The organism is Bacillus thermozeamaize, from assembly GCA_002159075.1.
Taxonomy (GTDB): domain Bacteria; phylum Bacillota; class Bacilli; order ZCTH02-B2; family ZCTH02-B2; genus Bacillus_BB; species Bacillus_BB thermozeamaize.
In genome coordinates, this window is sequence record LZRT01000052.1 from 1 (window position 1) to 24,592 (window position 24,592).

The 24,592-nt window shown below is 55.7% G+C and carries 27 protein-coding genes; all 27 read left to right on the forward strand.

Annotated features, from left to right (window positions below):
- The first annotated feature begins 231 nt into the window (after positions 1 to 231).
- The 27 genes from BAA01_03335 to BAA01_03465 all read left to right on the forward strand — a co-directional run bounded on the left by BAA01_03335 (position 232) and on the right by BAA01_03465 (position 24,365).
- A complete protein-coding gene (locus tag BAA01_03335; protein OUM89094.1) occupies positions 232 to 1,308 on the forward strand; it encodes a hypothetical protein in 1,077 nt (358 codons plus the stop codon).
- 145 nt (positions 1,309 to 1,453) lie between these two features.
- A complete protein-coding gene (locus BAA01_03340) occupies positions 1,454 to 1,921 on the forward strand; it encodes a transcriptional regulator (GenBank protein ID OUM89095.1) in 468 nt (155 codons plus the stop codon).
- A gap of 2 nt (positions 1,922 to 1,923) precedes the next feature.
- The gene (locus BAA01_03345; GenBank protein OUM89096.1) at positions 1,924 to 2,433 is read left to right on the forward strand and encodes a hypothetical protein; all 510 of its coding nucleotides are present in this window, start codon (positions 1,924 to 1,926) and stop codon (positions 2,431 to 2,433) included.
- A 23-nt stretch (positions 2,434 to 2,456) separates the two neighbouring features.
- Positions 2,457 to 3,524 (forward strand): protein arginine kinase, encoded by a 1,068-nt coding sequence (locus tag BAA01_03350; GenBank protein ID OUM89097.1) that lies wholly within the window; start codon positions 2,457 to 2,459, stop codon positions 3,522 to 3,524.
- A 189-nt stretch (positions 3,525 to 3,713) separates the two neighbouring features.
- Positions 3,714 to 6,158, forward strand: a complete 2,445-nt coding sequence (locus BAA01_03355) for an ATP-dependent Clp protease ATP-binding subunit ClpC (protein OUM89098.1) — start codon at positions 3,714 to 3,716, stop codon at positions 6,156 to 6,158.
- Positions 6,159 to 6,337: 179 nt separating this feature from the next.
- Positions 6,338 to 7,699, forward strand: a complete 1,362-nt coding sequence (locus BAA01_03360) for a DNA repair protein RadA (protein ID OUM89099.1) — start codon at positions 6,338 to 6,340, stop codon at positions 7,697 to 7,699.
- Between the two features lie 4 nt (positions 7,700 to 7,703).
- Entirely contained in the window at positions 7,704 to 8,780 is a 1,077-nt protein-coding gene (locus tag BAA01_03365) for a DNA integrity scanning protein DisA (GenBank protein ID OUM89100.1), read from the forward strand.
- A 223-nt stretch (positions 8,781 to 9,003) separates the two neighbouring features.
- Positions 9,004 to 10,107, forward strand: coding sequence for a hypothetical protein (locus BAA01_03370; protein OUM89101.1), 1,104 nt, complete (start codon positions 9,004 to 9,006; stop codon positions 10,105 to 10,107).
- Positions 10,108 to 10,185: 78 nt separating this feature from the next.
- Positions 10,186 to 10,899: a 2-C-methyl-D-erythritol 4-phosphate cytidylyltransferase gene (locus BAA01_03375; GenBank protein OUM89102.1), complete on the forward strand. Its 714-nt coding sequence runs from the start codon at positions 10,186 to 10,188 to the stop codon at positions 10,897 to 10,899.
- Positions 10,877 to 11,362, forward strand: a complete 486-nt coding sequence (locus BAA01_03380) for a 2-C-methyl-D-erythritol 2,4-cyclodiphosphate synthase (protein ID OUM89103.1) — start codon at positions 10,877 to 10,879, stop codon at positions 11,360 to 11,362. The genes BAA01_03375 and BAA01_03380 overlap by 23 nt, the downstream gene beginning before the upstream one ends.
- Complete coding sequence (locus BAA01_03385) at positions 11,359 to 12,837, forward strand: glutamate--tRNA ligase (protein ID OUM89104.1); 1,479 nt, start codon at positions 11,359 to 11,361, stop codon at positions 12,835 to 12,837. The genes BAA01_03380 and BAA01_03385 overlap by 4 nt, the downstream gene beginning before the upstream one ends.
- Positions 12,838 to 13,176: 339 nt before the next feature.
- Positions 13,177 to 13,857, forward strand: a complete 681-nt coding sequence (locus BAA01_03390; GenBank protein OUM89105.1) for a serine O-acetyltransferase — start codon at positions 13,177 to 13,179, stop codon at positions 13,855 to 13,857.
- Positions 13,847 to 15,313, forward strand: a complete 1,467-nt coding sequence (locus tag BAA01_03395) for a cysteine--tRNA ligase (protein ID OUM89106.1) — start codon at positions 13,847 to 13,849, stop codon at positions 15,311 to 15,313. Before BAA01_03390 ends, BAA01_03395 begins: the two co-directional genes overlap by 11 nt.
- Positions 15,310 to 16,071, forward strand: a complete 762-nt coding sequence (locus BAA01_03400) for a 23S rRNA (guanosine(2251)-2'-O)-methyltransferase RlmB (GenBank protein ID OUM89107.1) — start codon at positions 15,310 to 15,312, stop codon at positions 16,069 to 16,071. The genes BAA01_03395 and BAA01_03400 overlap by 4 nt, the downstream gene beginning before the upstream one ends.
- Positions 16,072 to 16,129: 58 nt before the next feature.
- Positions 16,130 to 16,639, forward strand: coding sequence for a hypothetical protein (locus BAA01_03405; protein OUM89108.1), 510 nt, complete (start codon positions 16,130 to 16,132; stop codon positions 16,637 to 16,639).
- 135 nt (positions 16,640 to 16,774) lie between these two features.
- A complete protein-coding gene (locus BAA01_03410; protein ID OUM89120.1) occupies positions 16,775 to 17,392 on the forward strand; it encodes an RNA polymerase factor sigma-70 in 618 nt (205 codons plus the stop codon).
- Between the two features lie 144 nt (positions 17,393 to 17,536).
- Positions 17,537 to 18,451, forward strand: a complete 915-nt coding sequence (locus tag BAA01_03415; protein ID OUM89109.1) for a phosphonate ABC transporter substrate-binding protein — start codon at positions 17,537 to 17,539, stop codon at positions 18,449 to 18,451.
- A 55-nt stretch (positions 18,452 to 18,506) separates the two neighbouring features.
- Complete coding sequence (locus tag BAA01_03420; GenBank protein ID OUM89110.1) at positions 18,507 to 19,253, forward strand: phosphonate ABC transporter, permease protein PhnE; 747 nt, start codon at positions 18,507 to 18,509, stop codon at positions 19,251 to 19,253.
- Between the two features lie 15 nt (positions 19,254 to 19,268).
- Entirely contained in the window at positions 19,269 to 20,039 is a 771-nt protein-coding gene (locus BAA01_03425) for a phosphonate ABC transporter ATP-binding protein (GenBank protein ID OUM89121.1), read from the forward strand.
- A gap of 201 nt (positions 20,040 to 20,240) precedes the next feature.
- A complete protein-coding gene (locus tag BAA01_03430) occupies positions 20,241 to 20,390 on the forward strand; it encodes a 50S ribosomal protein L33 (protein ID OUM89111.1) in 150 nt (49 codons plus the stop codon).
- Entirely contained in the window at positions 20,390 to 20,629 is a 240-nt protein-coding gene (locus BAA01_03435) for a preprotein translocase subunit SecE (protein ID OUM89112.1), read from the forward strand. The genes BAA01_03430 and BAA01_03435 overlap by 1 nt, the downstream gene beginning before the upstream one ends.
- 61 nt (positions 20,630 to 20,690) lie before the next feature.
- On the forward strand, positions 20,691 to 21,227 hold the full coding sequence (locus BAA01_03440; protein ID OUM89113.1) for a transcription termination/antitermination protein NusG: 537 nt from the start codon (positions 20,691 to 20,693) through the stop codon (positions 21,225 to 21,227).
- Positions 21,228 to 21,303: 76 nt separating this feature from the next.
- Complete coding sequence (locus BAA01_03445) at positions 21,304 to 21,729, forward strand: 50S ribosomal protein L11 (GenBank protein ID OUM89114.1); 426 nt, start codon at positions 21,304 to 21,306, stop codon at positions 21,727 to 21,729.
- Between the two features lie 90 nt (positions 21,730 to 21,819).
- A complete protein-coding gene (locus tag BAA01_03450; protein OUM89115.1) occupies positions 21,820 to 22,521 on the forward strand; it encodes a 50S ribosomal protein L1 in 702 nt (233 codons plus the stop codon).
- A 231-nt stretch (positions 22,522 to 22,752) separates the two neighbouring features.
- Positions 22,753 to 23,250, forward strand: coding sequence for a 50S ribosomal protein L10 (locus BAA01_03455; GenBank protein OUM89116.1), 498 nt, complete (start codon positions 22,753 to 22,755; stop codon positions 23,248 to 23,250).
- Positions 23,251 to 23,302: 52 nt separating this feature from the next.
- Positions 23,303 to 23,671, forward strand: a complete 369-nt coding sequence (locus BAA01_03460; protein OUM89117.1) for a 50S ribosomal protein L7/L12 — start codon at positions 23,303 to 23,305, stop codon at positions 23,669 to 23,671.
- An 88-nt stretch (positions 23,672 to 23,759) separates the two neighbouring features.
- Positions 23,760 to 24,365, forward strand: coding sequence for a 16S rRNA methyltransferase (locus tag BAA01_03465; protein ID OUM89118.1), 606 nt, complete (start codon positions 23,760 to 23,762; stop codon positions 24,363 to 24,365).
- Positions 24,366 to 24,592: the final 227 nt, after the last annotated feature.

A 24,592-nucleotide genomic window follows, 5' to 3' on the forward strand; every position in this document is an offset into this window, starting at 1 on the left:
CTTGGGGCGGGAGCCCCTGGGAGAGTAGGACGTTGCCAGGCAGCCGGTCAATATCCCGTACAAAAAGCCCATGGACGATACAGGTCCATGGGCTTTTTATTTTGGTTACAGCGTCACTTTTTCGGTTGGAAAATCACTTTTCAAAGTGAAAACTATTTTTTGGCAAAAGTGTGATAAGGTGATATGATAAACCATATGGCACATTCTCACTGAGTAAAAGGGGCAGACGGCATGCGAATGATTGCATTAGACAAGTGTTTTCCGGGAATGCGCCTGGCAAAATCCATCTATTCTGTGGATGGAAGAGTGCTTCTCGCTCAAGGAGTGGAGCTGACGGACAGGATCATCGATCGATTAAAGCAATACGGGATATCTTATGTGTACATTCAAGATCCGATGTTCGCTGATTTGCAGGAAGAACCGACAATTCCTGACGAGATTTGCACCTCGGCCGTGGCTAAAATCAGGCACTTGTTTCATGAACACCTGCATTCCGTTCAAAAGTGTGTCTCTTGGAGCAAAATGTATCGGGAGTTAGAGGAGATCTTTGAACACGTTTACCGTGAAATCATCCGGCACAAGCAGACGATGATTCGGCTAAATCAAATCTATACATATGACGCCTATTTGTACAAACACTCTTACCAAGTCGGCGTTTACGCGATGATCATCGCCATTCAGCATCAGTACAGCAAGCAGCGGGTGTTTGAGATGGCGATGGGCAGCTTTCTGCATGACATCGGCAAGCTTTGCATACCCCGGGAGATCGTCAACAAGCCCGGAAAACTGACCGAGGCTGAGTATGAAGAAGTGAAGCGTCACACCATTTACGGCTATGACATCCTGCGTCAAGAGTCTTGTTTTTCCTTGTTGAGCGCGCATGTGGCGCTCCAGCATCACGAGCGCCTGGATGGTTCCGGCTACCCCCGCGCTTTGAAAGGCGACGAGATTCACGAATACGCCAAAATCGTCGCGATTGCCGATGTGTACGACGCGATGACGACAAGCCGGGTGTACCGGCAGGCGATGTTGCCCGATCATGTCATGGAAATGCTGTATGCGGGCTCCGGCAGCAAGTTTGATACGCAATACCTGACCACTTTTCGCAATTCGATTGTCCTTTATCCAGTCGGTTTAACCGTTACGTTGAATACCGGGGAAAGGGGCGTTGTTGTGGACAACAACACGTCCACTCCGCACCGGCCGATTGTCCGTGTTTTTGAGGATGCCGAACGGCGGGCCATTCCGCCTTACGAAGTGGATCTCACCAAGGCATTGTCGATTGAGATCGTTCATACAGAAATCTGACATGCCCGGACGGCGAGCGTCCACAAAATTTTCAAAAAGGCAGAGATTGACATGACCGACCAAAAAGCGTATACTACAATTAAAGTCAAAGATAGTCAAAGTCAGTAAAGGAATCGGTCTCCTACGATGGACAGGTGAGTGCATCATGCGAAATATTTCCGATATCATTGAGGAACACTTGAAGCGAAGCATTCAACAGGCGGGAATGGTTGAGGTGCAACGCAGTCATCTTGCAGAGTTGTTTCAATGTGTGCCTTCACAGATCAATTATGTGATCAGCACGCGTTTTACCCTTGAAAAGGGGTATTTGGTTGAAAGCAAGCGGGGAGGGGGAGGATATATCCGTATCCGGAAAGTGAACATCCCCAAAAATGATGAGGCGTATTACCGCCGGATTCTCGAATTGATCAAGGACAGTCTGTCGCAATCGGCGGCGGAAGATATCATTACCCAGCTCCTGGAGGAGGAAAAGATTACGTCACGTGAGGCAGCATTGATGCGCGTGGCGGTGGACAGGAGTCTTTACCCTTTTGCTCCGTCACTGCGGGATGTTGTCCGAGCCAACTTGATGAAGCACATGCTGCAGGTGATCTTTTTTGAAAGGGGTACTTGATGATGATTTGTCAGGAATGTGGACAACAGCCGGCCTCCTTGCATTTTACCAAGATTGTCAATGGCGAGAAAACCGAAGTCCATCTTTGTGATGCGTGTGCGAAGGAAAAGGGAGATGCGTTGCTGAATTACGGCAACTTCTCGATCCATCAACTGTTGTCCGGGTTGATGAACTTTGACCCATCCCCTTCTACGGTCATGCCTGGACAAGGGCCTGTGCGATGTGAACATTGCGGCATGACGTATCAACAGTTCACAAAAATCGGCCGTTTTGGTTGCAGCGAGTGTTACCGTTTTTTTGGCAACCATCTCGATCCGCTGTTTCGCCGGATTCACGGGAGTACACGGCACATCGGCAAGGTTCCCCAACGTACAGGCGGCCACTTGAAACTGAAGAAACAATTGGCTGAACTAAAAGCACGCCTGCAGCAGGCGGTAAGCAGGGAAGAGTTTGAAGAGGCCGCGAAGCTGCGCGATCAGATCCGGATGTTGGAACAACGCCTGAACGCTTAGCCGCGAAGAGGGGGGCAAAAAAGATGTCTTATCATCGATTCGTCAATGAAATATCCAGTGAATGGATGCGCGGCGAGGGTCCGGAAGCGGACATCATTTTGTCCAGCCGGGTGCGGCTGGCCCGCAACCTGGCGCAGTTTCCTTTCCCGATTCTGTCCACGGATAGTCAGGCCAGGGAACTGAGAGACAGGGTTGCGCAGGCCATTCACCAGCCCGGATGGGATGCCTACGGGCGTTTTGAGATGATCCCGATGGAACAATTGACGCCACTGGAGAAACGGGTTCTGGTGGAAAAGCATCTGCTCAGTCCGGCCTTGGCCGAGGAATCCCGTTATGGGGGCGTCATCCTGTCGGAGAATGAGTCGATCAGCATCATGATCAATGAAGAGGATCACTTGCGGATCCAGTGTCTCTTTCCCGGCTTGCAGCTGCGGCAGGCGTTGCAGCTGGCGACGAAAATCGATGATCTGCTGGAGCAGTCGCTTGTCTACGCTTTTGACGAGAAGTGGGGTTATCTCACCAGCTGTCCGACCAATGTCGGTACAGGCATTCGGGGTTCGGTCATGATTCACCTTCCCGGGTTGATTTTGTCACAGCAGATCAACCGGATCCTGTCGGCCATTTCCAAGGTGGGGCTGGTGGTCCGCGGCATTTACGGGGAAGGCAGTGAAGCGCAGGGAAACCTTTTCCAGATTTCGAACCAAATTACCCTGGGTTTGACGGAAGAGGAAATCATCGACAACATCCACCGCGTCGTCAGCCAGATCGTCAGCCAGGAACGGGCTGCGCGCCAGCACCTTTTGCAACAATCCAGGGTCCAGTTGGAGAACCGGGTTTTCCGTTCGCTTGGCATCCTGTCCCATGCGCGGATCATCGACTCCAAGGAGGCGGCCCAACGTCTCTCCGATGTCAAGCTGGGCATTGATTTGGGATTGATTCGGGATGTGCCGGCCAATATTATGAGTGAACTGTTAATTAAGACACAGCCCGGATTTTTGCAGCAGATGGCGGGACGGACGTTGTCCGGAGAGGAGCGGGATGTGGTGCGTGCCCAGATGATCAGGAATTGGCTGGCTAAGCATCGGGGTTAGCGCAGGGACCGATGTTGGACTGTTGTTGTAAGTGATACATGAAACATTTGGATACATGGCGCACTTGGACTTTGGACACTTGGCACATCAAGACGGAGGTTCGCAAATGTAGCATCTCTCGCAAATATAGCGTCTCATCAAGGGAAAAAATATCCGAATCAGAAAGACTCATATGGAGGTGTATCAGTGATGATGTTTGGAAGGTTTACCGAACGAGCCCAGAAAGTGTTGGCACTGGCCCAGGAAGAAGCGGTCCGTTTGGGGCACCATAACACGGGAACGGAACATATCCTGCTCGGGTTAATCCGTGAGGAAGAAGGGATTGCTGCCCGTGCGCTGCAGGGCTTGGGCCTGAGCCTGGACAAGATTCGAACCGAAGTCGAGTCGCTGATCGGCAGGGGAGACGGCCAGGCTGCGGCCATCACCTACACCCCGCGCGCCAAAAAGGTGATCGAACTGTCGATGGACGAGGCGCGCAAACTGGGGCATACTTATGTAGGCACCGAACATATTTTGCTCGGGTTGATCCGGGAAGGGGAGGGCGTGGCCGCCCGGGTGTTGAACAATCTCGGCGTGTCGCTGAACAAGGCCCGCCAGCAGGTGCTGCAGCTGCTCGGCAGCAGTGAGACGATGGCGGCCCATCAGGCTGGCGGGGTTGGCGCGGTCAGCACGCCTACCCTGGACAGCCTGGCGCGTGACCTGACCGCCATCGCCCGTGAGGGGAATCTGGATCCGGTGGTCGGCCGCGAGAAGGAGATCGAACGCGTCATTCAGGTATTGAGCCGCCGGACGAAAAACAACCCGGTGCTGATTGGCGAGCCTGGCGTCGGCAAGACCGCCATCGCGGAAGGTTTGGCGCAGCGGATCGTCGACAACGAAATTCCGGAGATCCTGCGCAACAAGCGGGTGATGACGCTGGATATGGGAACCGTGGTGGCGGGAACCAAGTACCGCGGCGAATTTGAGGATCGATTGAAGAAGATCATGGACGAAATCCGGCAGGCAGGAAACATCATCCTGTTTATCGATGAGCTTCACACGCTCATCGGTGCCGGCGGAGCCGAAGGGGCGATCGATGCCTCCAACATTCTGAAGCCGGCCTTGGCCCGCGGCGAATTGCAGTGCATTGGCGCGACGACGCTGGATGAATATCGCAAGTACATCGAGAAGGATGCGGCGCTGGAGCGGCGGTTTCAGCCGATTTTGGTGGAACAGCCGACACCGGAGGAAGCGATACAGATTTTGAAAGGGCTGCGGGATCGCTACGAGGCGCATCACCGGGTAAAAATTACCGATGAGGCCATTGAACAGGCAGTCAAGTTGTCTGACCGGTACATCGCCGATCGCTTCCTGCCGGACAAGGCGATCGACCTGATCGACGAGGCGGCTTCCCGTGTGCGTCTGCGTTCCTTTACGGTTCCGCCGAACCTGAAAGAGCTGGAGCAACAGGTAGAGGCCGTGCGCAAGGAGAAGGAGGCGGCGGTCCAGAGCCAGGAGTTTGAAAAGGCGGCCGCGTTGCGCGACAAGGAGCAACGGCTGCGGGAAGAGCTGGAAGAGACCAAAAGCAAGTGGAAGGAACAACAGGGGCAAACCGACTCTGAAGTCACCGGCGATGACATCGCGGAAATCGTTGCCAGCTGGACCGGCATCCCGGTCAAGAAGTTGGCCGAGGATGAGTCGGAGCGCCTGTTGAACATGGAGAAAATCCTGCATGAGCGGGTGATTGGCCAGGATGAGGCGGTCAAGGCGGTCGCCCGGGCCATCCGCCGTTCCCGCGCCGGACTGAAAGATCCGAAGCGGCCGATCGGTTCGTTCATCTTCCTCGGGCCGACAGGCGTCGGTAAAACGGAATTGGCCCGCGCGCTGGCGGAGGCGCTCTTTGGTGACGAGGATGCGATGATCCGCATCGACATGTCGGAGTACATGGAGAAACACTCGACGTCCCGCCTGGTAGGCGCCCCTCCCGGCTATGTGGGGTATGACGAAGGCGGGCAATTGACGGAAAAGGTGCGGCGCCGCCCGTATTCGGTCGTCCTGCTGGATGAAGTGGAAAAGGCCCATCCGGAAGTGTTCAATATCCTCCTGCAATTGCTGGAGGATGGCCGGTTGACCGACTCCAAGGGGCGGACGGTCGACTTCCGCAACACCGTGGTGATCATGACCTCCAACGTCGGCGCAGAGACGATTCGCAGCAACAAGAAACTTGGTTTCGCGACAGGGGCCAATCAGGAATACGAGAACATGCGCGATCGTGTGATGGAAGAGTTGCGCCGGACCTTCCGGCCGGAGTTTTTGAACCGGATCGATGAGGTGATCGTGTTTCACGCTCTGGATCAGGAGCATATCCGCCAGATCGCTTCCCTGATGGCAGAGGAATTGCGCAAACGGCTCAAGGAACAGGATATCGACTTCTATCTGACCGAGGAGGCCTTAAACTTCCTGGTCAAGGAAGGGTTTGACCCCAATTATGGCGCCCGCCCGCTGCGCCGTGCCATACAGAAAAACATTGAGGATAAGTTGTCCGAAGAGATCCTGAAGGGCACCGTTCAAAAAGGGGATACGGTCAAGATCGACGTGCAGGACGGGCAGCTGGTCGTGGAGAAAGCTGCGGCTTCTCCGCAACCTGCTTCGTGAATCTGAAGACTCCGCTTCATGAATCTGAAAACCACACTGTATCACTTCATGAATCTGAAAACCTCACTGTATCATTGGCTCCCGACGCTGGCCACGGCGCCGGGATCTTTTGTTTTGCCAGCCTGCATGATACATTAAAATTGAATAGAGAGGCTAGGAGCCTAAAAAGGGGCAATCGAATGTCAAAGAGCAAACGCCAGTATGTCTGCCATTCTTGTGGATATACTGCAGTAAAGTGGCTTGGAAAATGTCCGGGCTGCGGCCAGTGGAACACGCTGATTGAGGAAGTATCCAGCGCCTCGCCGCCACATGTTTTCCCCACGCAGACCTCATCCCGCCCTGTTCCCATGACGAAAGTAGCTCTCAAACAGGAAAGCAGGCTGGATACGGGGATGGAGGAATTGAACCGCGTGTTGGGAGGCGGGTTGGTTCCCGGTTCACTCGTCCTGCTGGGCGGGGATCCTGGAATCGGGAAATCGACGCTGCTTCTCCAGCTTTCGCAACAGGTGGCGCAGCGCGGCCACCTCGTTCTTTATGTCACGGGGGAGGAGTCTGTCCTGCAGACCCGCCTGCGCGCCCAGCGGCTCGGCGCCTTGTCTGATCGGATTTACGTGCTGGCGGAGACCAACATGCAGCAAATTCTCCGTGAGGCGGAGGAACTCCAGCCCGCGCTGCTCGTCATCGATTCCATCCAGACGGTCTATGATCCTGCCCTGACATCGGCGCCTGGGAGCGTCGCCCAGGTTCGCCAGTCGACCGGCCTGCTGATGCAGGTGGCCAAATCCAAGGGGATACCCACCCTCATCGTCGGTCACGTGACCAAGCAGGGAGATCTGGCGGGACCGCGCCTTCTGGAACACATGGTCGATACGGTGCTCTACTTTGAAGGAGAGCGTCATTACACGTATCGCATCTTGCGAGGAGTGAAGAACCGGTTCGGTTCGACACATGAGATCGGCGTGTTTGAAATGAAAGAACATGGCCTGGTCGAGGTGGGCAACCCGTCTGAGATGTTTTTGGCGGAACGGCCACAAGGCGTGGCCGGATCGGTGGTCGTCGCCAGCCTGGAGGGTACGCGGCCCGTTTTGGTTGAAGTGCAGGCGTTGGTGGCGCCGACCAGCTTTGTGACGCCTAAACGGATGGCCACGGGAGTGGATGCCAACCGGGTCGCGCTTTTGATTGCGGTGCTTGAAAAACGGGCCGGCCTGTTCATGCAACAATCGGACGCTTATGTCAATGTGGCCGGCGGCATCAAAATCAACGAACCGGCCATCGATTTGGGCATCGCCATCGCGCTGGCCTCCAGTTTTCGCGATCAGCCCGTTTCGCCTCATACGGTGGTGATCGGCGAGGTGGGGCTGACCGGCGAGGTGAGGGGCGTCACACGCCTTGAACAGCGATTATATGAGGCGCAAAAATTGGGCTTTCGTCGCGTGTTTGTGCCTGCTCATGGCAAACGTCAGCTGAATATTCCCGAAAATTTGGATGTGCAGGAAGTCAAGACGATCCATGATGCGATGGAAGCAGTCCTAGGGGGGTAGACGCTTGAAAGACGGGAAGCACCAAGAACGGTTAAGTGAAATCTTGCGCTTTGTGGCACCGGGAACCTCTTTCCGGGAGGGGCTGGAGAATGTGCTGAGGGCGAAAACAGGGGGACTGATTGTCGTCGGTTACAGCCCGGAAGTGATGGCGATTGTGGATGGAGGATTTTCCATCAATGCTGATTTTTCGCCTGCCTATTTGTATGAACTGGCCAAAATGGACGGGGCCATCATCCTCAGTGAGGACGGAAAGCGGATCCTCTATGCCAATACCCAGCTCAATCCGGACCCCTCCATTCCCACCCTGGAGACGGGCACCCGCCACAGGACGGCCGAGCGGGTGGCCAAGCAGACTGGCAAGTTGGTCATCTCCATCTCCCAACGCCGGCATATCATCACCCTTTACAAGGGGAACCTGCGCTACACCCTGAAAGATATCGGCGTGATCCTGGCCAAGGCCAATCAGGCGATCCAGACGCTGGAGAAGTACAAGTCCGTCCTCGATCAATCCCTGACCAATCTCAGCGCCCTGGAATTTGAGGAAATGGTCACGCTTTACGAAGTGGCGGTCGTCCTGCAGCGGATCCAAATGGTCTTGCGGATTAAGCAGGAGATCCTCAATTACATCAACGAACTGGGCTCCGAGGGCCGCTTGATCAGCATGCAACTGGACGAGTTGGTTCACAACATCGAGGAGGAGGCTTATCTTCTCATCCGCGATTACGTGGTGGATGAAAAGGAGCAGGACCCCAAAAACATCCTGGCCGAAATGAGCAAGCAGAGCGGTGATGAACTTTTCGATCTGAATACCATCATCAAAATGCTGGGCTATCCGTTTACCGGCAGCACGCTGGAGGAACCGGTCTACCCGCGCGGATACCGCATCCTGCACAAAATCCCCCGGCTTCCCTATGCCATCGTGACCAACCTGGTTGCTTATTTTCAGACGCTGTCGCAGGTCTTGACGGCGACGATTGAGGAGCTGGACGAGGTGGAAGGGGTGGGAGAGGTCAGAGCCAGGGCGATCAAAGAAGGCCTCAAGCGCATTCAGGAACAGGTGCTCATCGATCGTCACATCTAGCCGGGACAACCATTCGTCAAAAATCGGGAAAAATCGTGTTTTTTTGTTGACGTAGACAACCATTTGAGATAGAATATAATTTTATTTATTGACATTCAACTTTCTCCTATGGTAGCCTGACAGTAGCCACAACCCACGAACTGGCAGCACCCCCAGTGTCATTTCCTCCTGGCATGGTTTTAGATTGGAAAAAAAGTGAATAATGGAGATAGGAGGTGAAGTCATGTTCAAACGTTTGATCCAGGTCATTTTGGCATTGGTGGGTGGAACTGTAGGCTACTTTTTGGGACCGCCATTTTTCCTTTGGGCGAACACGCTGTTCAACTTCGGGATGATGCCAGCTCCTGAATATGTCGGTGCCGGTGTGGGTGCTTTACTCATGCTCTTATTCAATCATTGGTTAATCAGACATGTCCTGAGATGGCTGAAGCGAGGGGAAGAAAGCCTCGTCAAAATCCCGGCGGTGGACTTGATGTTTGGCGGTCTGGGTCTGATTGTCGGTTTGCTGGTGGCCTTTCTGATGGTGCTGTCGGTGTCCAGCATTCCGATTCTGGGACAGGTGTTGCCCATTCTCTTGACGGTGATTCTGGGGTATCTTGGTTTCCGTGTGGGTTACAAAAAGCGGGATGAAATTGTGGGTCTGTTCAGCTCGTCGAAAGCGATCAGAGAGGCAGCCAGAGAAACAAGGGAGAAAGGAAGGAAGGAGCAGACGCCACGATTTGAACATAAAATTCTGGATACGAGTGTGATTATTGACGGACGGATTGCCGACATTTGCCGGACAGGCTTTCTGGAAGGAACGTTGGTCATCCCCTCCTTTGTCCTTGAGGAGTTGCGCCATATCGCCGATTCTTCGGATATCCTCAAGCGAAACCGTGGTCGCCGGGGACTGGATATTCTCAATCAAATCCAGAAGGAACTGCATGTCCGTGTGCTCATCTATGAGAAAGACTTCGACGATATCCAGGAAGTGGACAGCAAGTTGATCAAACTGGCCAAGTTGTTGAACGGCAAAGTGGTGACCAATGATTTCAACCTGAACAAGGTGTGTGAGTTGCAAGGTGTGCCTGTGTTAAATATCAACGATCTGGCCAATGCTGTCAAGCCGGTCGTGCTGCCCGGCGAGGAGCTTACCGTGCAGGTGATCAAGGACGGCAAGGAACATGGCCAGGGCGTGGCCTACCTGGATGACGGCACCATGATTGTGGTGGAAGGCGGCAAGGATTATATTGGGAACCATATCGACGTGCTGGTGACCAGCGTCTTGCAAACCTCGGCCGGACGGATGATTTTTGCCAAGCCGAAGGTATTGGAACGGGTACTGTGATTCCTCCCTGACCTGTGGTATCATGCAATAGGGAAAGAGATGGAAGGGCTGTCAGCATGGCGGACGGGAGGAGATGGCATGGAGGCCAGTGCCCTGATTGTCGCTGCGGGCCAGGGCCGGCGGATGGGCGCAGGACGGAATAAATTGCTGCTCCCGCTGGCGGGAGAGCCGGTATTGTCTCATACGTTGCGCCTGTTTGAAGGGATACCCGGGGTTGGGGAAGTGGTGCTGGTGATTGCCGAGCAGGATGAACCAGCGCTGGAACCGATCCTGCGACAAAGGGGGATGAAGATCCCCCTTCGCCTTGTTTACGGCGGTTCGGAGCGGATGGAGAGCGTCTGGCGGGGCTTGCAGGCGGTCGCCTGCCCGTATGTTTTGGTGCACGATGGCGCCCGGCCGCTCACACCCCGTTGGCTGATTCTCGACGTCTTGGCCAAAGCGGTGGAAACGGAGGCAGCCATCCCGGCCATCCCGGTCAAGGAAACCATCAAACAGGTGAACGACAGGGGCGTGATCGTACATACTCCCGACCGGGGACAGCTGTGGGTGGCTCAGACTCCCCAGGGTTTTCGCACCGAGCGCCTGGTGCAGGCGTATGCGCAGGCCCTCCGAAGGAGGTCCTGTCTGTACACGGATGACGCATCGGTCGTGGAACAGACTGGCTACCCGGTGGCTGTGATTCGCGGCGATGAAGCGAACATCAAATTGACCGTCCCGCAGGATATGCAACTGGCAGAGTGGATTTTGGAACAACGGAGGGGAGCGGCCGATGAGGATCGGAATCGGCTTTGACGTGCATCAATGGGCCGCTGGGAGGAAGTGTATCATCGGCGGCGTCGAGATCCCCTATGCGAAAGGGCTGCTCGGCCATTCCGACGCCGACGTGCTGTACCACGCGGTGGCGGATGCCGTGCTTGGCGCGTTGGGAGAAGGGGATATCGGCCGGCATTTTCCCGACACCGATCCGCGGTTTGAAGGGGCGGACAGCGGCTTGCTGCTTGCGCATGTCTGGGCGCTGGCCCGGGAGCGGGGATACAGGTTAGGGAATATGGATGCCACCATTATTGCCCAGGCGCCGAAGATGGCGCCTTATCTGCCGCAGATGCGGGCCAATCTGGCCCGGTTGCTGGAGGCTAGCCAGTCTCAGATCAATATCAAGGCGACGACGACGGAGTCCCTGGGATTTGTCGGCAGGGGAGAAGGGATCGCCGCGCAGGCGGTGGTCCTGTTGGTAGACAAGGAGGATGCAAGATGAAAAAGGTTCGGGTGCGTTATGCCCCCAGTCCGACGGGACACCTCCATATTGGCGGGGCCAGGACGGCCCTGTTTAACTGGCTGTTTGCCCGAAACAGGGGTGGGGCTTTTATTATCCGTTTTGAGGACACGGATCAGGAGCGGAATGTGGCCAATGCCGAGCAAACCCAACTGGAAGGCTTGCGCTGGCTGGGGATTGACTGGGATGAGTCGGTGGATATCGGGGGACCGTATGGGCCGTACCGGTCCATGGAACGGCTTCATTTATACCGGCCTTACGTTCAACAACTGCTGGACGAGGGAAAGGCTTACCCTTGCTACTGTACGGAAGAGGAGTTGCAGGCGGTTCGCGAACAGCAACAGGCAGCCGGTGAGATGCCCCGGTACAATGGCCGCTGCCGTCATCTCAGCGATGCGGAGCGAAGACGGCTGGAAGCAGAAGGCCGCAAGCCCTCGATTCGTTTTCGCGTGCCGGAAGATGAGTGGATTCTGATCCGGGATGAAGTGCGGGGCGAAGTGCGCTTTCACACCAATGACATCGGCGATTTTGTGATCGTCAGGCCGGACGGCATTCCTGTGTACAATCTGGCTGTTGTGATCGATGATCACCTGATGGAGATTACGCACGTCATCCGCGGCGAGGAACATCTGTCCAACACGCCACGCCAGGTGCTGATCTATCAGGCGCTGGGCTGGGAAGTGCCGGCATTTGCGCACGTCTCGCTCATTTTTAATGAAAGACGGCAGAAGATGAGCAAACGGGATGAGACGATCATTCAGTTTATCGAGCAATACCGGGAGCTGGGGTACCTGCCGGAAGCCATCCTAAATTTTCTGGTCTTGCTGGGCTGGGCGCCGGAGGGGGAAGAGGAGATCTTCTCGAAAGAGGAACTCATTCGCCAATTCTCCCTTTCCCGCGTCTCCAAAAGTCCGGCTGTGTTCGACACGCAGAAACTGGCCTGGATGAACAACCAATACCTCAAGCGGGCCGACCTGGAGCGGGTGGTGTCATTGGCGGTGCCCCATCTCGAGAAGGCGGGAAGGCTGCCCAAGCAACGCACGCCGGAACAGGAGCAGTGGGTTCGCGCACTGGTCGGCCTTTACCAGGAGCAGATGCATTATGCGGCTGAAATTGTTTCGCTGAGCGGGATGTTTTTCGAGGAAACGGTCCAGTACACGCCGGAGGCGCTGGAGGTGCTGGAGGGAGAGCAGGTGCCGGCGGTTTTGTCTGCCTTTTTGCAGAAGGTGAAGGCGGCGAGCCGGCTGGAGGCCGAGACCGTCAAACAGTGGCTGAAAGAGGTCCAAAAGGAGACCGGCTTCAAAGGCAAGCAGTTGTTTATGCCGATCCGGGCGGCCGTCACGGGACTGACCCAAGGTCCGGACCTGCCGGTGACGATTCAGCTGCTCGGCAAGGAGCGGGTGGCCGCGCGCTTGCAGCAAATACTTGACAGCCAAACGGCCAATGCGGGAAAATAAGATGACGACAAACACATCATGTAAAGGCGAGGAAAGGGAGAGTACAGGTTGTTCGTCCGTCTTCAGAGAGGGCTGAACAGGTGGAAGCAGCCTGGCGGGACAATCTGGAAGTGCACCCTGGAGCTGTCGGCCTGAAACCAAAGTAGGGCCGAACGGAAAGCCGTTATCCGGGAATGAGGGAACCGGTGCCTGTCCGATCCCGGAGGGGCCGGTTAAGCAGAGTGGAACCGCGGGAAAAACGTCTCTGACAGCATGTCGAGACGTTTTTTGCTTCATGTGGACATGTGTCATCATCATACATCCGCGATCATGGTTCAGTTGTGAAAGGGGGAAGTGATCATGGCCTTTTGGAAAACCTTGCGCGAGGATATTGAGGCGGTTTTTGAACGGGATCCAGCGGCGCGTAACGTGTTTGAAGTGGTGCTTACCTATTCGGGCTTGCACGCCATCTGGTTTCACCGCCTGGCACACGCGCTGTGGAAACGCGGGTTTCGTACACTGGCCAGGATAATTTCCCAATTTTCCCGTTTTCTTACAGGGATTGAGATCCATCCCGGTGCGGTGATTGGACGGAAGTTGTTTATCGATCATGGCATGGGTGTGGTCATAGGTGAAACGTGCGAGATTGGGGACAATGTGACCCTTTATCAGGGCGTCACACTGGGAGGCACAGGCAAGGAGAAGGGCAAACGTCACCCGACGATTGGCAATCATGTGGTGATCGCCACGGGCGCCAAGGTGCTGGGTTCGTTCAAAATCGGGGATTACTCGAAGATTGGAGCCGGTTCGGTGGTCCTGCAGGAGGTGCCGCCCCATTCGACAGTGGTGGGGATTCCCGGCCGGGTGGTGAGACAAAACGGGGTGCGTGTCCAAAACGATTTGGATCACGTCAACCTGCCCGATCCGGTGACCGACACGCTCCGCAAGATGCAGTACGAGATCGAGCAACTGAAGAAGGAGCTGGCGGAGCTGAAAGAGGCAGCGGAACGGAAAGGAGATCCTTTACGAAATGTCAATTAGGATTTACAACACGCTGACGAGACAGAAAGAGGTTTTCCAGACGCTGGAACCTGGAAAAGTGAGAATGTATGTCTGTGGGCCGACGGTATGGAGCACGATCCATATCGGCAATGCACGGACCTTTCTTTTCTTTGATGTGGTGCGCCGTTATTTGTCGGCGAAGGGATATGACGTGACCTATGTGGAAAACTTCACCGATGTGGATGACAAGCTGATCCGCAAGGCGCAGGAGCTGGGCTGGACAGTGCAGCAGGTAGCGGATCATTATATCGAAGCGTTCAAGCAGGACACGAAGGCCCTGGGGATCCGGCCCGCCGATGTGCATCCCCGCGTCACCGAGCACATGGAGGAGATCATCCGGTTTATTGAGAAGCTGGTGGCGCGCGGTGTGGCCTACGAGGCGGATGGCGATGTGTACTACCGTGTGGGAGCGTTTCCGGATTACGGGAAACTTTCCCACCAGTCGATCGATGATCTGCTGGCCGGTGCCAGGGTGGAGATTGGGGAGAAGAAGGAAAACCCGCTCGACTTTGCCCTTTGGAAAAAGGCCCGGCCGGGTGAAGTGGCCTGGGATAGCCCTTGGGGTCCGGGGCGGCCGGGCTGGCATATCGAATGTTCGACCATGGCGATGCGCTATCTTGGGGAGACGCTGGATATCCATGCCGGCGGCAGCGACCTGCGCTTTCCTCACCATGAAAATGAGATCGCCCAGTCGGAGGCGCTGACGGGGAAGCCCTTCGCCCGTTACTGGATGCATACCGGCCATGTGACGGTAGAGCAGCAAAAGATGTCCAAGTCACTGGGGAATGTGCTGGACGTCCGCGATCTGCTGCAGCGGGTGCGGCCGGAGGTGGTCCGTTTTTGGATGCTTTCCACCTACTATCGCAATCCGGTGCAATACAGTGATGATTTGCTGGCGCAGGCGGAAGGCGGTTGGGAGCGGATCCAGACCACGCTGCGCAACCTGGATTTCAGGCTCTCGCAAGGAGCCGCGCCGGCGGCAGGCGGACAAAATGACGCAAGCCATCCCCACTTCGCCGTCATCCGGGAGCTGGAAGAGCGTTTCGACCGGGAGATGTCCGACGATTTTAACACGGCTGATGCGTTGGCGGTCGTCTTTGACGCGGTCAAGGAGTTGAACCGGTATTTGGAGCAACGGTCGGTGGAAACTCCTGTCCTGTTGGCCTGGAAGGAGTTGTTCAGCCGCTGGGATGAGATCCTGGGCATTTTCCCGTTGGAGTCGGCATCCGCCGGTGGCGACCGGGAGATTGAAGCCCTGATCGCGGAGCGGCAGGCGGCGCGGGCGAGAAAGGATTGGGCCACGAGTGACCGGATCCGGGCTGAATTGCTGGCGCGGGGCATTGTGGTGGAGGATACGCCGCAGGGGGTCCGCTGGTACAGGAAAAGCCAGGTGCAGGAAACGGTGAAGCATGATCAAGGAGGGACGAAAAACTGACAGAACATATTGGCGGCCGTAACCCCGTCCTTGAGGCATTGCGTTCCGGGCGGACGGTGGACACCATCTATTTTGCCGAGGGGATCCGGGAGACCGGAGTGCGGGAGATCCGCCGGCTGGCGCAGCAGCGTGGCGTCGTCCTGCAGACGGTTCCCCGCCGCAAGCTGGATGAGCTTTTTGGCACTCCCCACCACCAGGGGGTTGTGGCACGGGTGAGCCCTTACACCTATCTCGAGCTGGAAGATCTGTTGCAACAGTTGCAGGGCCGGGAGAACCCCCCTTTTCTCATCCTCCTGGACGGGATCGAAGATCCGCATAATTTGGGCTCCATTCTCCGGACCGGCGACGCGGTGGGGATTGACGGCGTGATCATCCCGAAACGCCGATCGGTCGGTCTCACACAGACAGTGGCCAAGGTCTCCACCGGTGCCGTGGAGTATGTGCCTGTCGTGCGCGTGAATAACGTGGCGCGCTGTATCGAAAGGCTGCAGCAGGACGGCATTTGGGTGATCGGAACCGACCCCGCGGCCGGGCAAGTGTACACGGAGGCCGCATACGATATGCCGATCGCGCTGATGATTGGCGGCGAGGGAAAAGGGCTTTCCCGCCTGGCGAGGGAAAAGGCGGATTTTCTCGTCCGCTTGCCGATGGTCGGGCACGTCAATTCGTTAAACGCCTCTGTTGCCGCTGCGGTCCTGATGTACGAAGTGTTTCGCCAGCGGCACCTGGCGAAGGGAGTCGGCGGTCAGAAGGGCTGAAAGAGAGGGAGAGACGAAAGAATCCAAACAGCGAAATGCAGAGAGATGAAGAGCGCGTATGGAAGAAATACTGATTGTGGATGGGTACAATTGCATACATGCTTGGCCGCATCTAAGCAGGCTGAAGGAGGAATCGCTGGAAGAAGCCAGGAGCCGGCTGGTTGAGGAACTGTCTGATTATCAGGCCTATCGTGCCAGGCGCGTCATTCTGGTCTTCGATGCGCACCAGAAAGAGGGGCCTGGAACGATGGAAGTGCTGGGCGAGGTGGAGATTGTCTATACCGATCAGGACGAGAGCGCCGATCGGCGGATTGAGCGGCTGGTCCGCTCACTGGTCCGGCCGGATCGCCACATTTATGTGGCCACGTCGGATTACACCGAGCAGCGCGTGACGTTTGCGCAGGGAGCGCTTCGCATCTCGGCGCGCGAATTGTACCACGATCTGCAAGCCACCAGGCAGCGGATGCGGCAGGAGCTGGCCAATCTGCAGAACAAACCCGCAACCATCGGACAGCGTTTGCCGAAAGAGATGGGGGAGCTGTTCGAGAAGTGGCGGCGGGGCAAATGAGGCAGCATTTGTGTGTTGAGTTTCTGCGCCTTTTGGAGTATAATCATCTTTACCAATCGGAACGGTTCGGAGGAGATTGGATTGACTCCCAGTGTACAGTGGGCCGAACAACCTGCAGCCATCGCGTATGAATCGATGACGGACGAAGAAGTGGTGGAACTGGCCCGTCAAGGCGATGACAGCGCGTTGGAGTACTTGATCAACAAGTACAAATATTTTGTCCGCTCCAAGGCCAAAGCCTACTTCCTCATTGGTGCGGACAAGGAAGATATCATCCAGGAGGGGATGATTGGCCTCTACAAGTCGATTCGCGATTATCGCGAGGACAAGCTCACCTCCTTCCGGGCGTTTGCCGAGTTGTGCATCACTCGCCAGATCATCACGGCGATCAAGACCGCCACCCGGCAGAAGCACATCCCCTTGAACTCTTACATTTCGTTGGACAAGCCCATGTACGAGGAAGAGTCGGAACGCACGCTGATGGATGTGATCGGCGGGCACAAAGTGACGGATCCCGAGCAGTTGATCATCCATCAGGAGGAGTATACGGCGATTGAGACGAAAATCAGCCGGCTTCTCAGCGAACTGGAACGGGAAGTGCTGATGCTTTACCTGGATGGCCGCTCCTACCAGGAGATTGCGAAGGATCTGAAGCGGCACGTCAAGTCGATCGACAATGCCCTGCAACGGGTAAAGCGAAAACTGGAGAAATATCTGGAAGAGAAAACCATGCAAGAACGGGAAATGGGCTGAAGCCTGTTCCGAACATCCAAGCGTTCGGAACAGGCTTTTTTGCTGGGTGAAGGCTCCATTTCATGTTTTGGCGGGGTTGGTGTTATAATTACAAAAACTGATTTACATGATTATAAAGTGTTATACATACTAGGGGGATAGCGGATGAAAAAAAAGATTCGTTTTTTCGCCTGTCTGGCGTTCGTCACGGCATTGGTTTTTCTTTTGCCGGCCTGCGGTTCCGGCGGACAACCGGACGCGGGTCAAAAAGAACCGGCTTCTGCCGCAAAAGGCGTGTTTACGTTCGGGATCATTCCAGCTGAAACGGACATCCCAGAGGAGACGCTGCGCAAGCTCGAGCATTACCTTTCGGAAAAGCTGGGGCGTGAAGTCAAAGCGGCCACCTATCCCAATTACAACGGCGTGGTCGAGGCATTGAATTATGGTAAGCTGGACATGGCTTACCTCGGACCGTTAACCTACGTGCTGGCCAATCACGAAAGCGGTGTGCAGGCGATTGTCGCCAAAACCTTTGATGGCAAACCATATTATCATTCCCTCCTGATCGCTCCGGCGGATTCGCCATACGACAGCATCGAGGACGTGGTGGCTCATGCGTCTCAGATCACGTTCGCTTTTGGCGACCCCAATTCCACGTCCGGGTCATTGGTGCCCAGCATCCAATTGAAAGAACTGGGGGTTTACAACAGTCCCGATGACCACAAGTTCAAAAAGGTCATTTTCACCGGCGCCCACAACGTGACGGCGCTCTCGGTCGCCAGCAAGCAGGTGGATGTCGGGGCGATTGACAGCGCCTATTTTCAACAGATGATCAAGGACGGCAAAGTGAAGGAAAGCGATTATAAAGTGATTTGGCAATCGGAAAAGCTCTTCCAATATCCGTTTGCCGTGAAAAAGGGGACGGATGAGGCGACGGTTGCCAAACTTCAGGCGGCCTTTATGTCGATCAAAGATGAGGCGATTCTCAAAGCCTTTGCCGCAGACGGTTTTGTGGAGGCCAGCGATCAGGACTATGAGGCGATTCGCCAGGCGGCCATGAAGGACGGTCGCATCAAGTGACGGCATATCACGCACAGAAGCGGGGAGAACGATGGACAATGGGGCACGGTTGCGAATGCGTCGGTGGTTGATCGGGCTTGCCGTCTTGGGCATCTTGTTCTGGAGCGCGATGGGCACGGAAAGTGACGTGCGGAAGTTTGCCGATATTGGCGCGACGGCGCAGTTTGTTGCGACCCGGTGGTTTCCCCCCGACTGGTCTGTTTTGCCGAAAGCCTTGCATCAGGCAATCATTACTCTGCAGATCGCCATTACTGGCACGTTTTGGGCCTTGGTTGCCGCGCTGCCGATTGCCTTTTTGGCGGCATGGAACACAGCGCCGCACCCGGCCGTCTATCACTTGGTCAGAACGTTGCTGAGCTTTGCCCGTTCGGTTCCCGAAATCGTTTGGGCGCTGCTTTTCGTTCCCACCATCGGGCTGGGGCCGTTTGGCGGCGTTTTGGCCATCTTTTTGCACAACCTCGGCGTGCTTGGGAAACTGCTGTCGGAATTGGTGGAGGCCGCCGAGCGCGGCCCGCAGGAAGCCGTGGCCTCTGTCGGCGCGAGAAAGGTGCTGGTGATACTGTTTGGGATCATTCCGCAAATAGGGCCAAACATCTTGTCGCACTATTTTTACCGGCTGGAAGTGGGGGTCAGAACGTCGCTCATCTTGGGATTCATCGGTGCCGGAGGGATTGGCGCCCAGCTGTTTATCGATTTCAATCTGCAAAACTACACGCGTGTCGCTGTTGAAGTCCTCGTGATCATGGGCTTGGTCGTGATCGTCGATTATCTCGGGGCTTATCTTCGATCAAAGGTGATCTAACAAAAGGTGATCCAAGTGTTGGAAATACGCGATCTGGTCAAACAATATCCGGGGCGTGGCCGGCCCGCCTTGGATGGCGTCCATTTGACCGTTGAGAAGGGAGAATTTATCGCGATTCTGGGCTTGAGCGGAGCAGGAAAATCGACGCTGATCCGTTGCATCAACCGCCTGATCGAGCCGACAGGCGGCGCCATCCTTTGGCAAGGGGAAAACGTCCTGCGCAAAAAAGGGGACGGGCTGCGCGCATATCGGCGTCAGATTGGCATGATCTTTCAAAACTTCCATTTGATTGATCGCCTGTCCGTTTTCCAGAATGTGCTGGTCGGCCGGTTCGGTGTGACGCCTTTATGGCGCGTATTGCTGCAGCGATTCCGCGAGGAAGACAAACGCATGGCGATGCAGGCGCTGGAGCGTGTCGGCATGGCGGATTTGCACCGGGTCAGGGCGGACCGGCTGAGCGGCGGGCAGCGGCAACGTGTGGCGATTGCCCGCGCGCTGGCGCAAAGGCCGGCGCTGATACTCGGCGATGAGCCGATTTCCAGCCTCGATCCGGCGACGGCGACGGCCGTGATGGAACTGCTGAAAAGCATCAATCAGCAGGAAGGGATTACGATGGTGTTAAATCTCCATAGCGTGGCCGTGGCCAAGCAGTACGCGAGCCGGATTATTGGCCTGGCCGGCGGCAAGGTGGTCTACGACGGCACGCCGCAAGAGCTGGACGACAGCGCCCTGTCGGTCATTTATCCTGCGCAACGACAGGATGCCGTTGAAACGATCCGCCGCTGACAGGGAGGCGATGGAACGCAAAAACGGCCCGCATTGGCTTGGCTCATGCGAACCACGGGGGAAAGTTGACATCTTTTTGCTCATGTGATAAATTCTTTTGAGTGTACGATTTTTTATCAGAAACGGCGCTTGTCGTTGATATAATGGCTTGTTCAGCCGCTTTTCGCCAGATTTTCCGTTTTGGGGTTGGAGGTGGATGGAGTGAGGGTCATTGTGACGATGGCTTGTACGGAGTGCCAACAGCGCAACTACACGACGACCAAAAACAAGCGTACGCATCCTGACCGCCTGGAACTGAAAAAATACTGCAGGACATGCAATCATCATACGCTGCATCGCGAGACGAAGTAATGGGGGTGGCCGGTGTGAGCTTCATCGCGCGGTTGGGTACAGGCGTCAAGCGAGGGTTTGTTTCCACGGGTCGCTATTTCAAGGAAAGCTGGTCTGAGCTGAAAAAAGTTCGCTGGCCCAATCGCAAGGAGCTGAGAAACTATACGGCGATTGTCCTGGTCACGGTTTTGCTCATGGCCATCTTTTTCGGGCTCATCGATCTCGGGTTGAGCTTTTTGCTGGACTGGATTTTGAAATAAGCCACAGGTCATCTTGGGCGAACGGCCATTGAGGAGGGAAGGACGCATCGGGTCCTCGGGCATGGAAAAGCGATGGTACGTCATTCATACTTACTCCGGTCATGAGAATAAGGTGAAGACCAACCTTGAAAAGCGCGTTGAGTCGATGGGGATGGGCGACAAGATCTTCCGCGTCATCGTGCCTACCGAAGAAACGGTGGAGCTGAAAGACGGCAAGCGGAAGACGGTGCAGAAACGCGTCTTTCCTGGCTACGTGCTGGTTGAAATGATCATGACCGATGATTCCTGGTACCTTGTGCGGAACACGCCGGGTGTGACTGGATTTGTCGGTTCGACAGGTGCTGGCTCAAAACCGACGCCGCTAAAAGAGCATGAAGTGCGTGCCATCTTGCGTCAAATGGGTGAGGCGGTTAGCCAGCCTGTGGCTGATTTTCAAGTGAAGGAGCCCGTCAGAGTGGTGGAAGGGCCTTTCGCCAATTTTGTCGGTACAATCGACGAGATATTGCTGGATAAAAACAAGCTGCGTGTGATGATCAACATGTTCGGTCGTGAGACGCCTGTGGAACTGAATTTTGATCAGGTGGAAAAGATCGATTGACATGCGGCCGCTCCTTTTTCGGGAGTCTCTTTCGTGATGGGGATGATGCGTGGCGAGATTGAAGGGGGTGAGGATCATGGCGAAAAAAGTGATCAAGATCGTGAAACTGCAAATACCCGCCGGCAAGGCGAACCCTGCACCTCCTGTCGGTCCGGCTTTGGGGCAGGCGGGTGTCAATATCATGGCCTTTTGCAAGGAGTTCAATGAAAAGACGGCAGACAAGGCGGGGTTGATCATTCCGGTTGAGATCTCCGTCTTTGAAGACCGGTCCTTTACCTTCATCACGAAAACGCCTCCTGCAGCCGTGCTGCTCAAGAAAGCGGCCGGGATTGAATCCGGCTCAAGCGAGCCGAACAAGACCAAAGTGGCCACCATCAAGCGGGAGAAGGTTCGGGAAATTGCCGAGCTGAAGATGCCCGATCTCAACGCTTCGACGGTGGAAGCGGCGATGCGGATGGTGGAAGGGACAGCGCGCAGCATGGGCATCGAGATTGTGGATTAAGCCGGGGCTCGGCCGGAGCCTGGCTGTCCGCCCGCTGTGCGCCGATGTGGCAGGGAAACCGCGATGACCACAATGTGAGGAGGAATCATCTTGTCCAAGAAGGGCAAACGTTATCAAGAAGCTGTAAAACTGGTGGATCGTCAGGAAGCGTATACGCCGCAAGAGGCCATCCAGCTGGTCAAGCAAATGGCCAAAGCCAAGTTTGACGAGACGGTGGAAGTGGCGGTCCGGCTGGGCGTGGATCCCAGAAAGGCGGATCAGCAAGTGCGCGGCGCGGTGGTGCTTCCTCATGGGACAGGAAAGACCAAGCGTGTGCTCGTGTTTGCCAAGGGAGAAAAGGCCAAGGAGGCGGAAGCCGCAGGTGCCGATGTGGTCGGTGACGACGACTTGGTGCAGCGGATCAAGCAGGGCTGGCTGGAATTTGACGTGGCTGTCGCCACGCCGGATATGATGGGTTCGGTGGGCCAATTGGGCCGGATCCTCGGTCCGAAAGGCTTGATGCCCAACCCCAAAACGGGAACCGTGACCTTTGACGTGGCAAAGGCGGTACAGGAAATCAAGGCTGGTAAGATTGAATACCGTGTGGATAAAGCGGGGAACGTACACGCGCCGATCGGCAAGATTTCTTTTGACGATGAGAAGCTGCTGGAGAATTTTTATGCTCTGATCGAGGCCTTGCAGAAGGCCAAGCCGGCAGCGGCAAAGGGCCAGTATATCCGGAACGTGACGCTTTGTTCCACGATGGGCCCGGGAGTACGTGTCGCCCTCGCCAAGTTGACGCGAGCCTCTTAAGCTCACGAGCCTTTTCATTTGCCAGCTTAAGTGAATAAGGCTTTCCGTTGACAGCAGGTGTGGCGGTGGCCACTTAATATCCTGCCGAGGGAAGCGCGAAACGCAAGCGGAGCGATGATGGAGCTGGCCAAGCTTCATGCCGTCATTGTTCCGGTGTTTTTCCGCGCTCTCGGCAGGTCGAGGGCGCTTTTTTATTGAGGGTAAGCCAGTTGGCGACAGGAGGTGGATGAGATGGGCGCAAGAGAAGAAAAGGTCAAATTGGTCGAAGCCCTGACGGAGCAGTTGAAAAACAACAGTTGCGTCCTGCTGGCAGATTACCGTGGGCTGACCGTGGCCGAGATGACAGAACTGCGGAAGCAGTTGCGGGAAGCAGGTGTAGAATTCAAAGTCGTGAAAAACACCTTGACCCGCAGGGCGGCTGCGGCGGCCGAGATCGAAGGGCTGGAACAGTATTTGGTTGGACCGACAGCCATCGCTTTCAGCCGGGAGGATGTCGTCGCGCCGGCCAAGATCCTGACCAAGTTTGCCAAGGAACACGAAGAACTGGAGATTAAAGGCGGGCTCGTCGAGGGGAAAGTGGTCAGCCTGGATGAAATCAAGGCGCTGGCCGACCTCCCATCCCGCGAAGGATTGCTTTCCATGCTGCTCAGCGTGCTGCAGGCGCCGATTCGCAATTTTGCGCTGGCAGTCAAGGCGGTTGCCGAAAAGCAGGAACCACAAGAGGCTTGATCGCCTGACGTTCAAGCTGATCATCAATACGACATAAGTGAGGAGGAGTAACATGACGAAAGAGGAAATCATCGAAGCCATTAAAGGGATGACCGTACTGGAACTCAATGAGTTGGTCAAGGCCATTGAAGAAGAATTTGGCGTCACTGCCGCGGCGCCTGTGGCCGTGGTTGGTGGAGCGGCGCCGGGAGCCGAAGCGGCGGCGGAGCAGACCGAGTTTGACGTGATTTTGGCCAACGCAGGCGCTTCCAAGATCAACGTGATCAAGGTCGTCCGTGAGATCACCGGCCTCGGGCTGAAGGAAGCCAAGGCGCTTGTGGATGAGGCGCCAAAACCCATCAAGGAAAAAGTGTCCAAGGAAGAGGCTGAGCAGATCAAGAGCAAGCTGGAAGAAGTCGGCGCTACGGTTGAAGTGAAGTAAGACGAAAAAAGGAAAATACCTGGGGAACCCGCAAGGCGAACTGCCTGCGGGTTGTTTTATCAGGTGGAAAACGAGGGTGAGCGTGCCCATGCATGAACATTACTATACCGAGCAGCCGCAAACGCCGTCTCAGCTCACGGAGATCACGGCGACATTGCGCGGTGAACGGTATCGGTTCCTGACGGATACCGGTGTTTTTTCGCGCCGCCAGGTGGATCAGGGAACCGCGTTGCTGATAGAGGTGATGGAGATCCCTGAACACGGGACGCTCCTGGATATGGGTTGCGGTTATGGGGTCATCGGGATTGTCGCGGCACGCCTTTCGCCATCCAGCCGTGTGGTGATGGTCGACATTAACCGGCGTGCTGTCCAGTTGGCCCAGGAAAACATCCGGCGTCACCGGCTTGCCAATGCAGAGGTGAGGCACGGGGATGGCTTTTCCGCCGTTCGTGGGCTCACTTTTGATGCCATTTACATGAACCCGCCGGTTCGCGCCGGAAAGCAACTGGTTTTCCAGCTGTATGAAGCGTCCTGGCGACACCTGGTGCCGGGGGGACAACTGTGGATTGTCATTCAAAAGAAGCAGGGCGCTCCATCTACAGAAAGCCATCTTCAGCATGTGTTCGGTTCGGAGGCAGTGGAACAAGTGGCCAGACGGAAAGGGTATCACGTGTTCCGGTGCAAAAAAGTTTGACCTTCATATTCACAAATGATAAAATAGCATAATGCATACATCCGTGAGTACCAGCCACCCATTCGTTGCCGTTTGAAAGCTTAAATAGCCATAACACGTGTGCTCCAGAAAGCGTGCTTCCCAGTGCAAAAGTGGTCTGTCCACCTGGAAATGAATAATTTGGGGAGTATTTGGAAAAAATTTCTAGGTGGTGTTCTTTTGGAAAAACGTGGGCAAGTTCGCTTTTC

Bases quoted from the DNA above. Each gene is read 5' to 3' on its own strand.
- BAA01_03415 (OUM89109.1), top strand. From the start codon at position 17,537: ATGAAAAAAAAGATTCGTTTTTTCGCCTGTCTGGCGTTCGTCACGGCA.
- BAA01_03335 (OUM89094.1), top strand. From the start codon at position 232: ATGCGAATGATTGCATTAGACAAGTGTTTTCCGGGAATGCGCCTGGCA.
- BAA01_03340 (OUM89095.1), top strand. From the start codon at position 1,454: ATGCGAAATATTTCCGATATCATTGAGGAACACTTGAAGCGAAGCATT.
- BAA01_03390 (OUM89105.1), top strand. From the start codon at position 13,177: ATGGCCTTTTGGAAAACCTTGCGCGAGGATATTGAGGCGGTTTTTGAA.
- BAA01_03385 (OUM89104.1), top strand. From the start codon at position 11,359: ATGAAAAAGGTTCGGGTGCGTTATGCCCCCAGTCCGACGGGACACCTC.
- BAA01_03355 (OUM89098.1), top strand. From the start codon at position 3,714: ATGATGTTTGGAAGGTTTACCGAACGAGCCCAGAAAGTGTTGGCACTG.
- BAA01_03435 (OUM89112.1), top strand. From the start codon at position 20,390: ATGGGGGTGGCCGGTGTGAGCTTCATCGCGCGGTTGGGTACAGGCGTC.
- BAA01_03420 (OUM89110.1), top strand. From the start codon at position 18,507: ATGCGTCGGTGGTTGATCGGGCTTGCCGTCTTGGGCATCTTGTTCTGG.
- BAA01_03440 (OUM89113.1), top strand. From the start codon at position 20,691: ATGGAAAAGCGATGGTACGTCATTCATACTTACTCCGGTCATGAGAAT.
- BAA01_03360 (OUM89099.1), top strand. From the start codon at position 6,338: ATGTCAAAGAGCAAACGCCAGTATGTCTGCCATTCTTGTGGATATACT.
- BAA01_03395 (OUM89106.1), top strand. From the start codon at position 13,847: ATGTCAATTAGGATTTACAACACGCTGACGAGACAGAAAGAGGTTTTC.
- BAA01_03405 (OUM89108.1), top strand. From the start codon at position 16,130: ATGGAAGAAATACTGATTGTGGATGGGTACAATTGCATACATGCTTGG.
- BAA01_03455 (OUM89116.1), top strand. From the start codon at position 22,753: ATGGGCGCAAGAGAAGAAAAGGTCAAATTGGTCGAAGCCCTGACGGAG.
- BAA01_03460 (OUM89117.1), top strand. From the start codon at position 23,303: ATGACGAAAGAGGAAATCATCGAAGCCATTAAAGGGATGACCGTACTG.
- BAA01_03375 (OUM89102.1), top strand. From the start codon at position 10,186: ATGGAGGCCAGTGCCCTGATTGTCGCTGCGGGCCAGGGCCGGCGGATG.
- BAA01_03465 (OUM89118.1), top strand. From the start codon at position 23,760: ATGCATGAACATTACTATACCGAGCAGCCGCAAACGCCGTCTCAGCTC.
- BAA01_03445 (OUM89114.1), top strand. From the start codon at position 21,304: ATGGCGAAAAAAGTGATCAAGATCGTGAAACTGCAAATACCCGCCGGC.
- BAA01_03345 (OUM89096.1), top strand. From the start codon at position 1,924: ATGATTTGTCAGGAATGTGGACAACAGCCGGCCTCCTTGCATTTTACC.
- BAA01_03350 (OUM89097.1), top strand. From the start codon at position 2,457: ATGTCTTATCATCGATTCGTCAATGAAATATCCAGTGAATGGATGCGC.
- BAA01_03410 (OUM89120.1), top strand. From the start codon at position 16,775: ATGACGGACGAAGAAGTGGTGGAACTGGCCCGTCAAGGCGATGACAGC.
- BAA01_03380 (OUM89103.1), top strand. From the start codon at position 10,877: ATGAGGATCGGAATCGGCTTTGACGTGCATCAATGGGCCGCTGGGAGG.
- BAA01_03370 (OUM89101.1), top strand. From the start codon at position 9,004: ATGTTCAAACGTTTGATCCAGGTCATTTTGGCATTGGTGGGTGGAACT.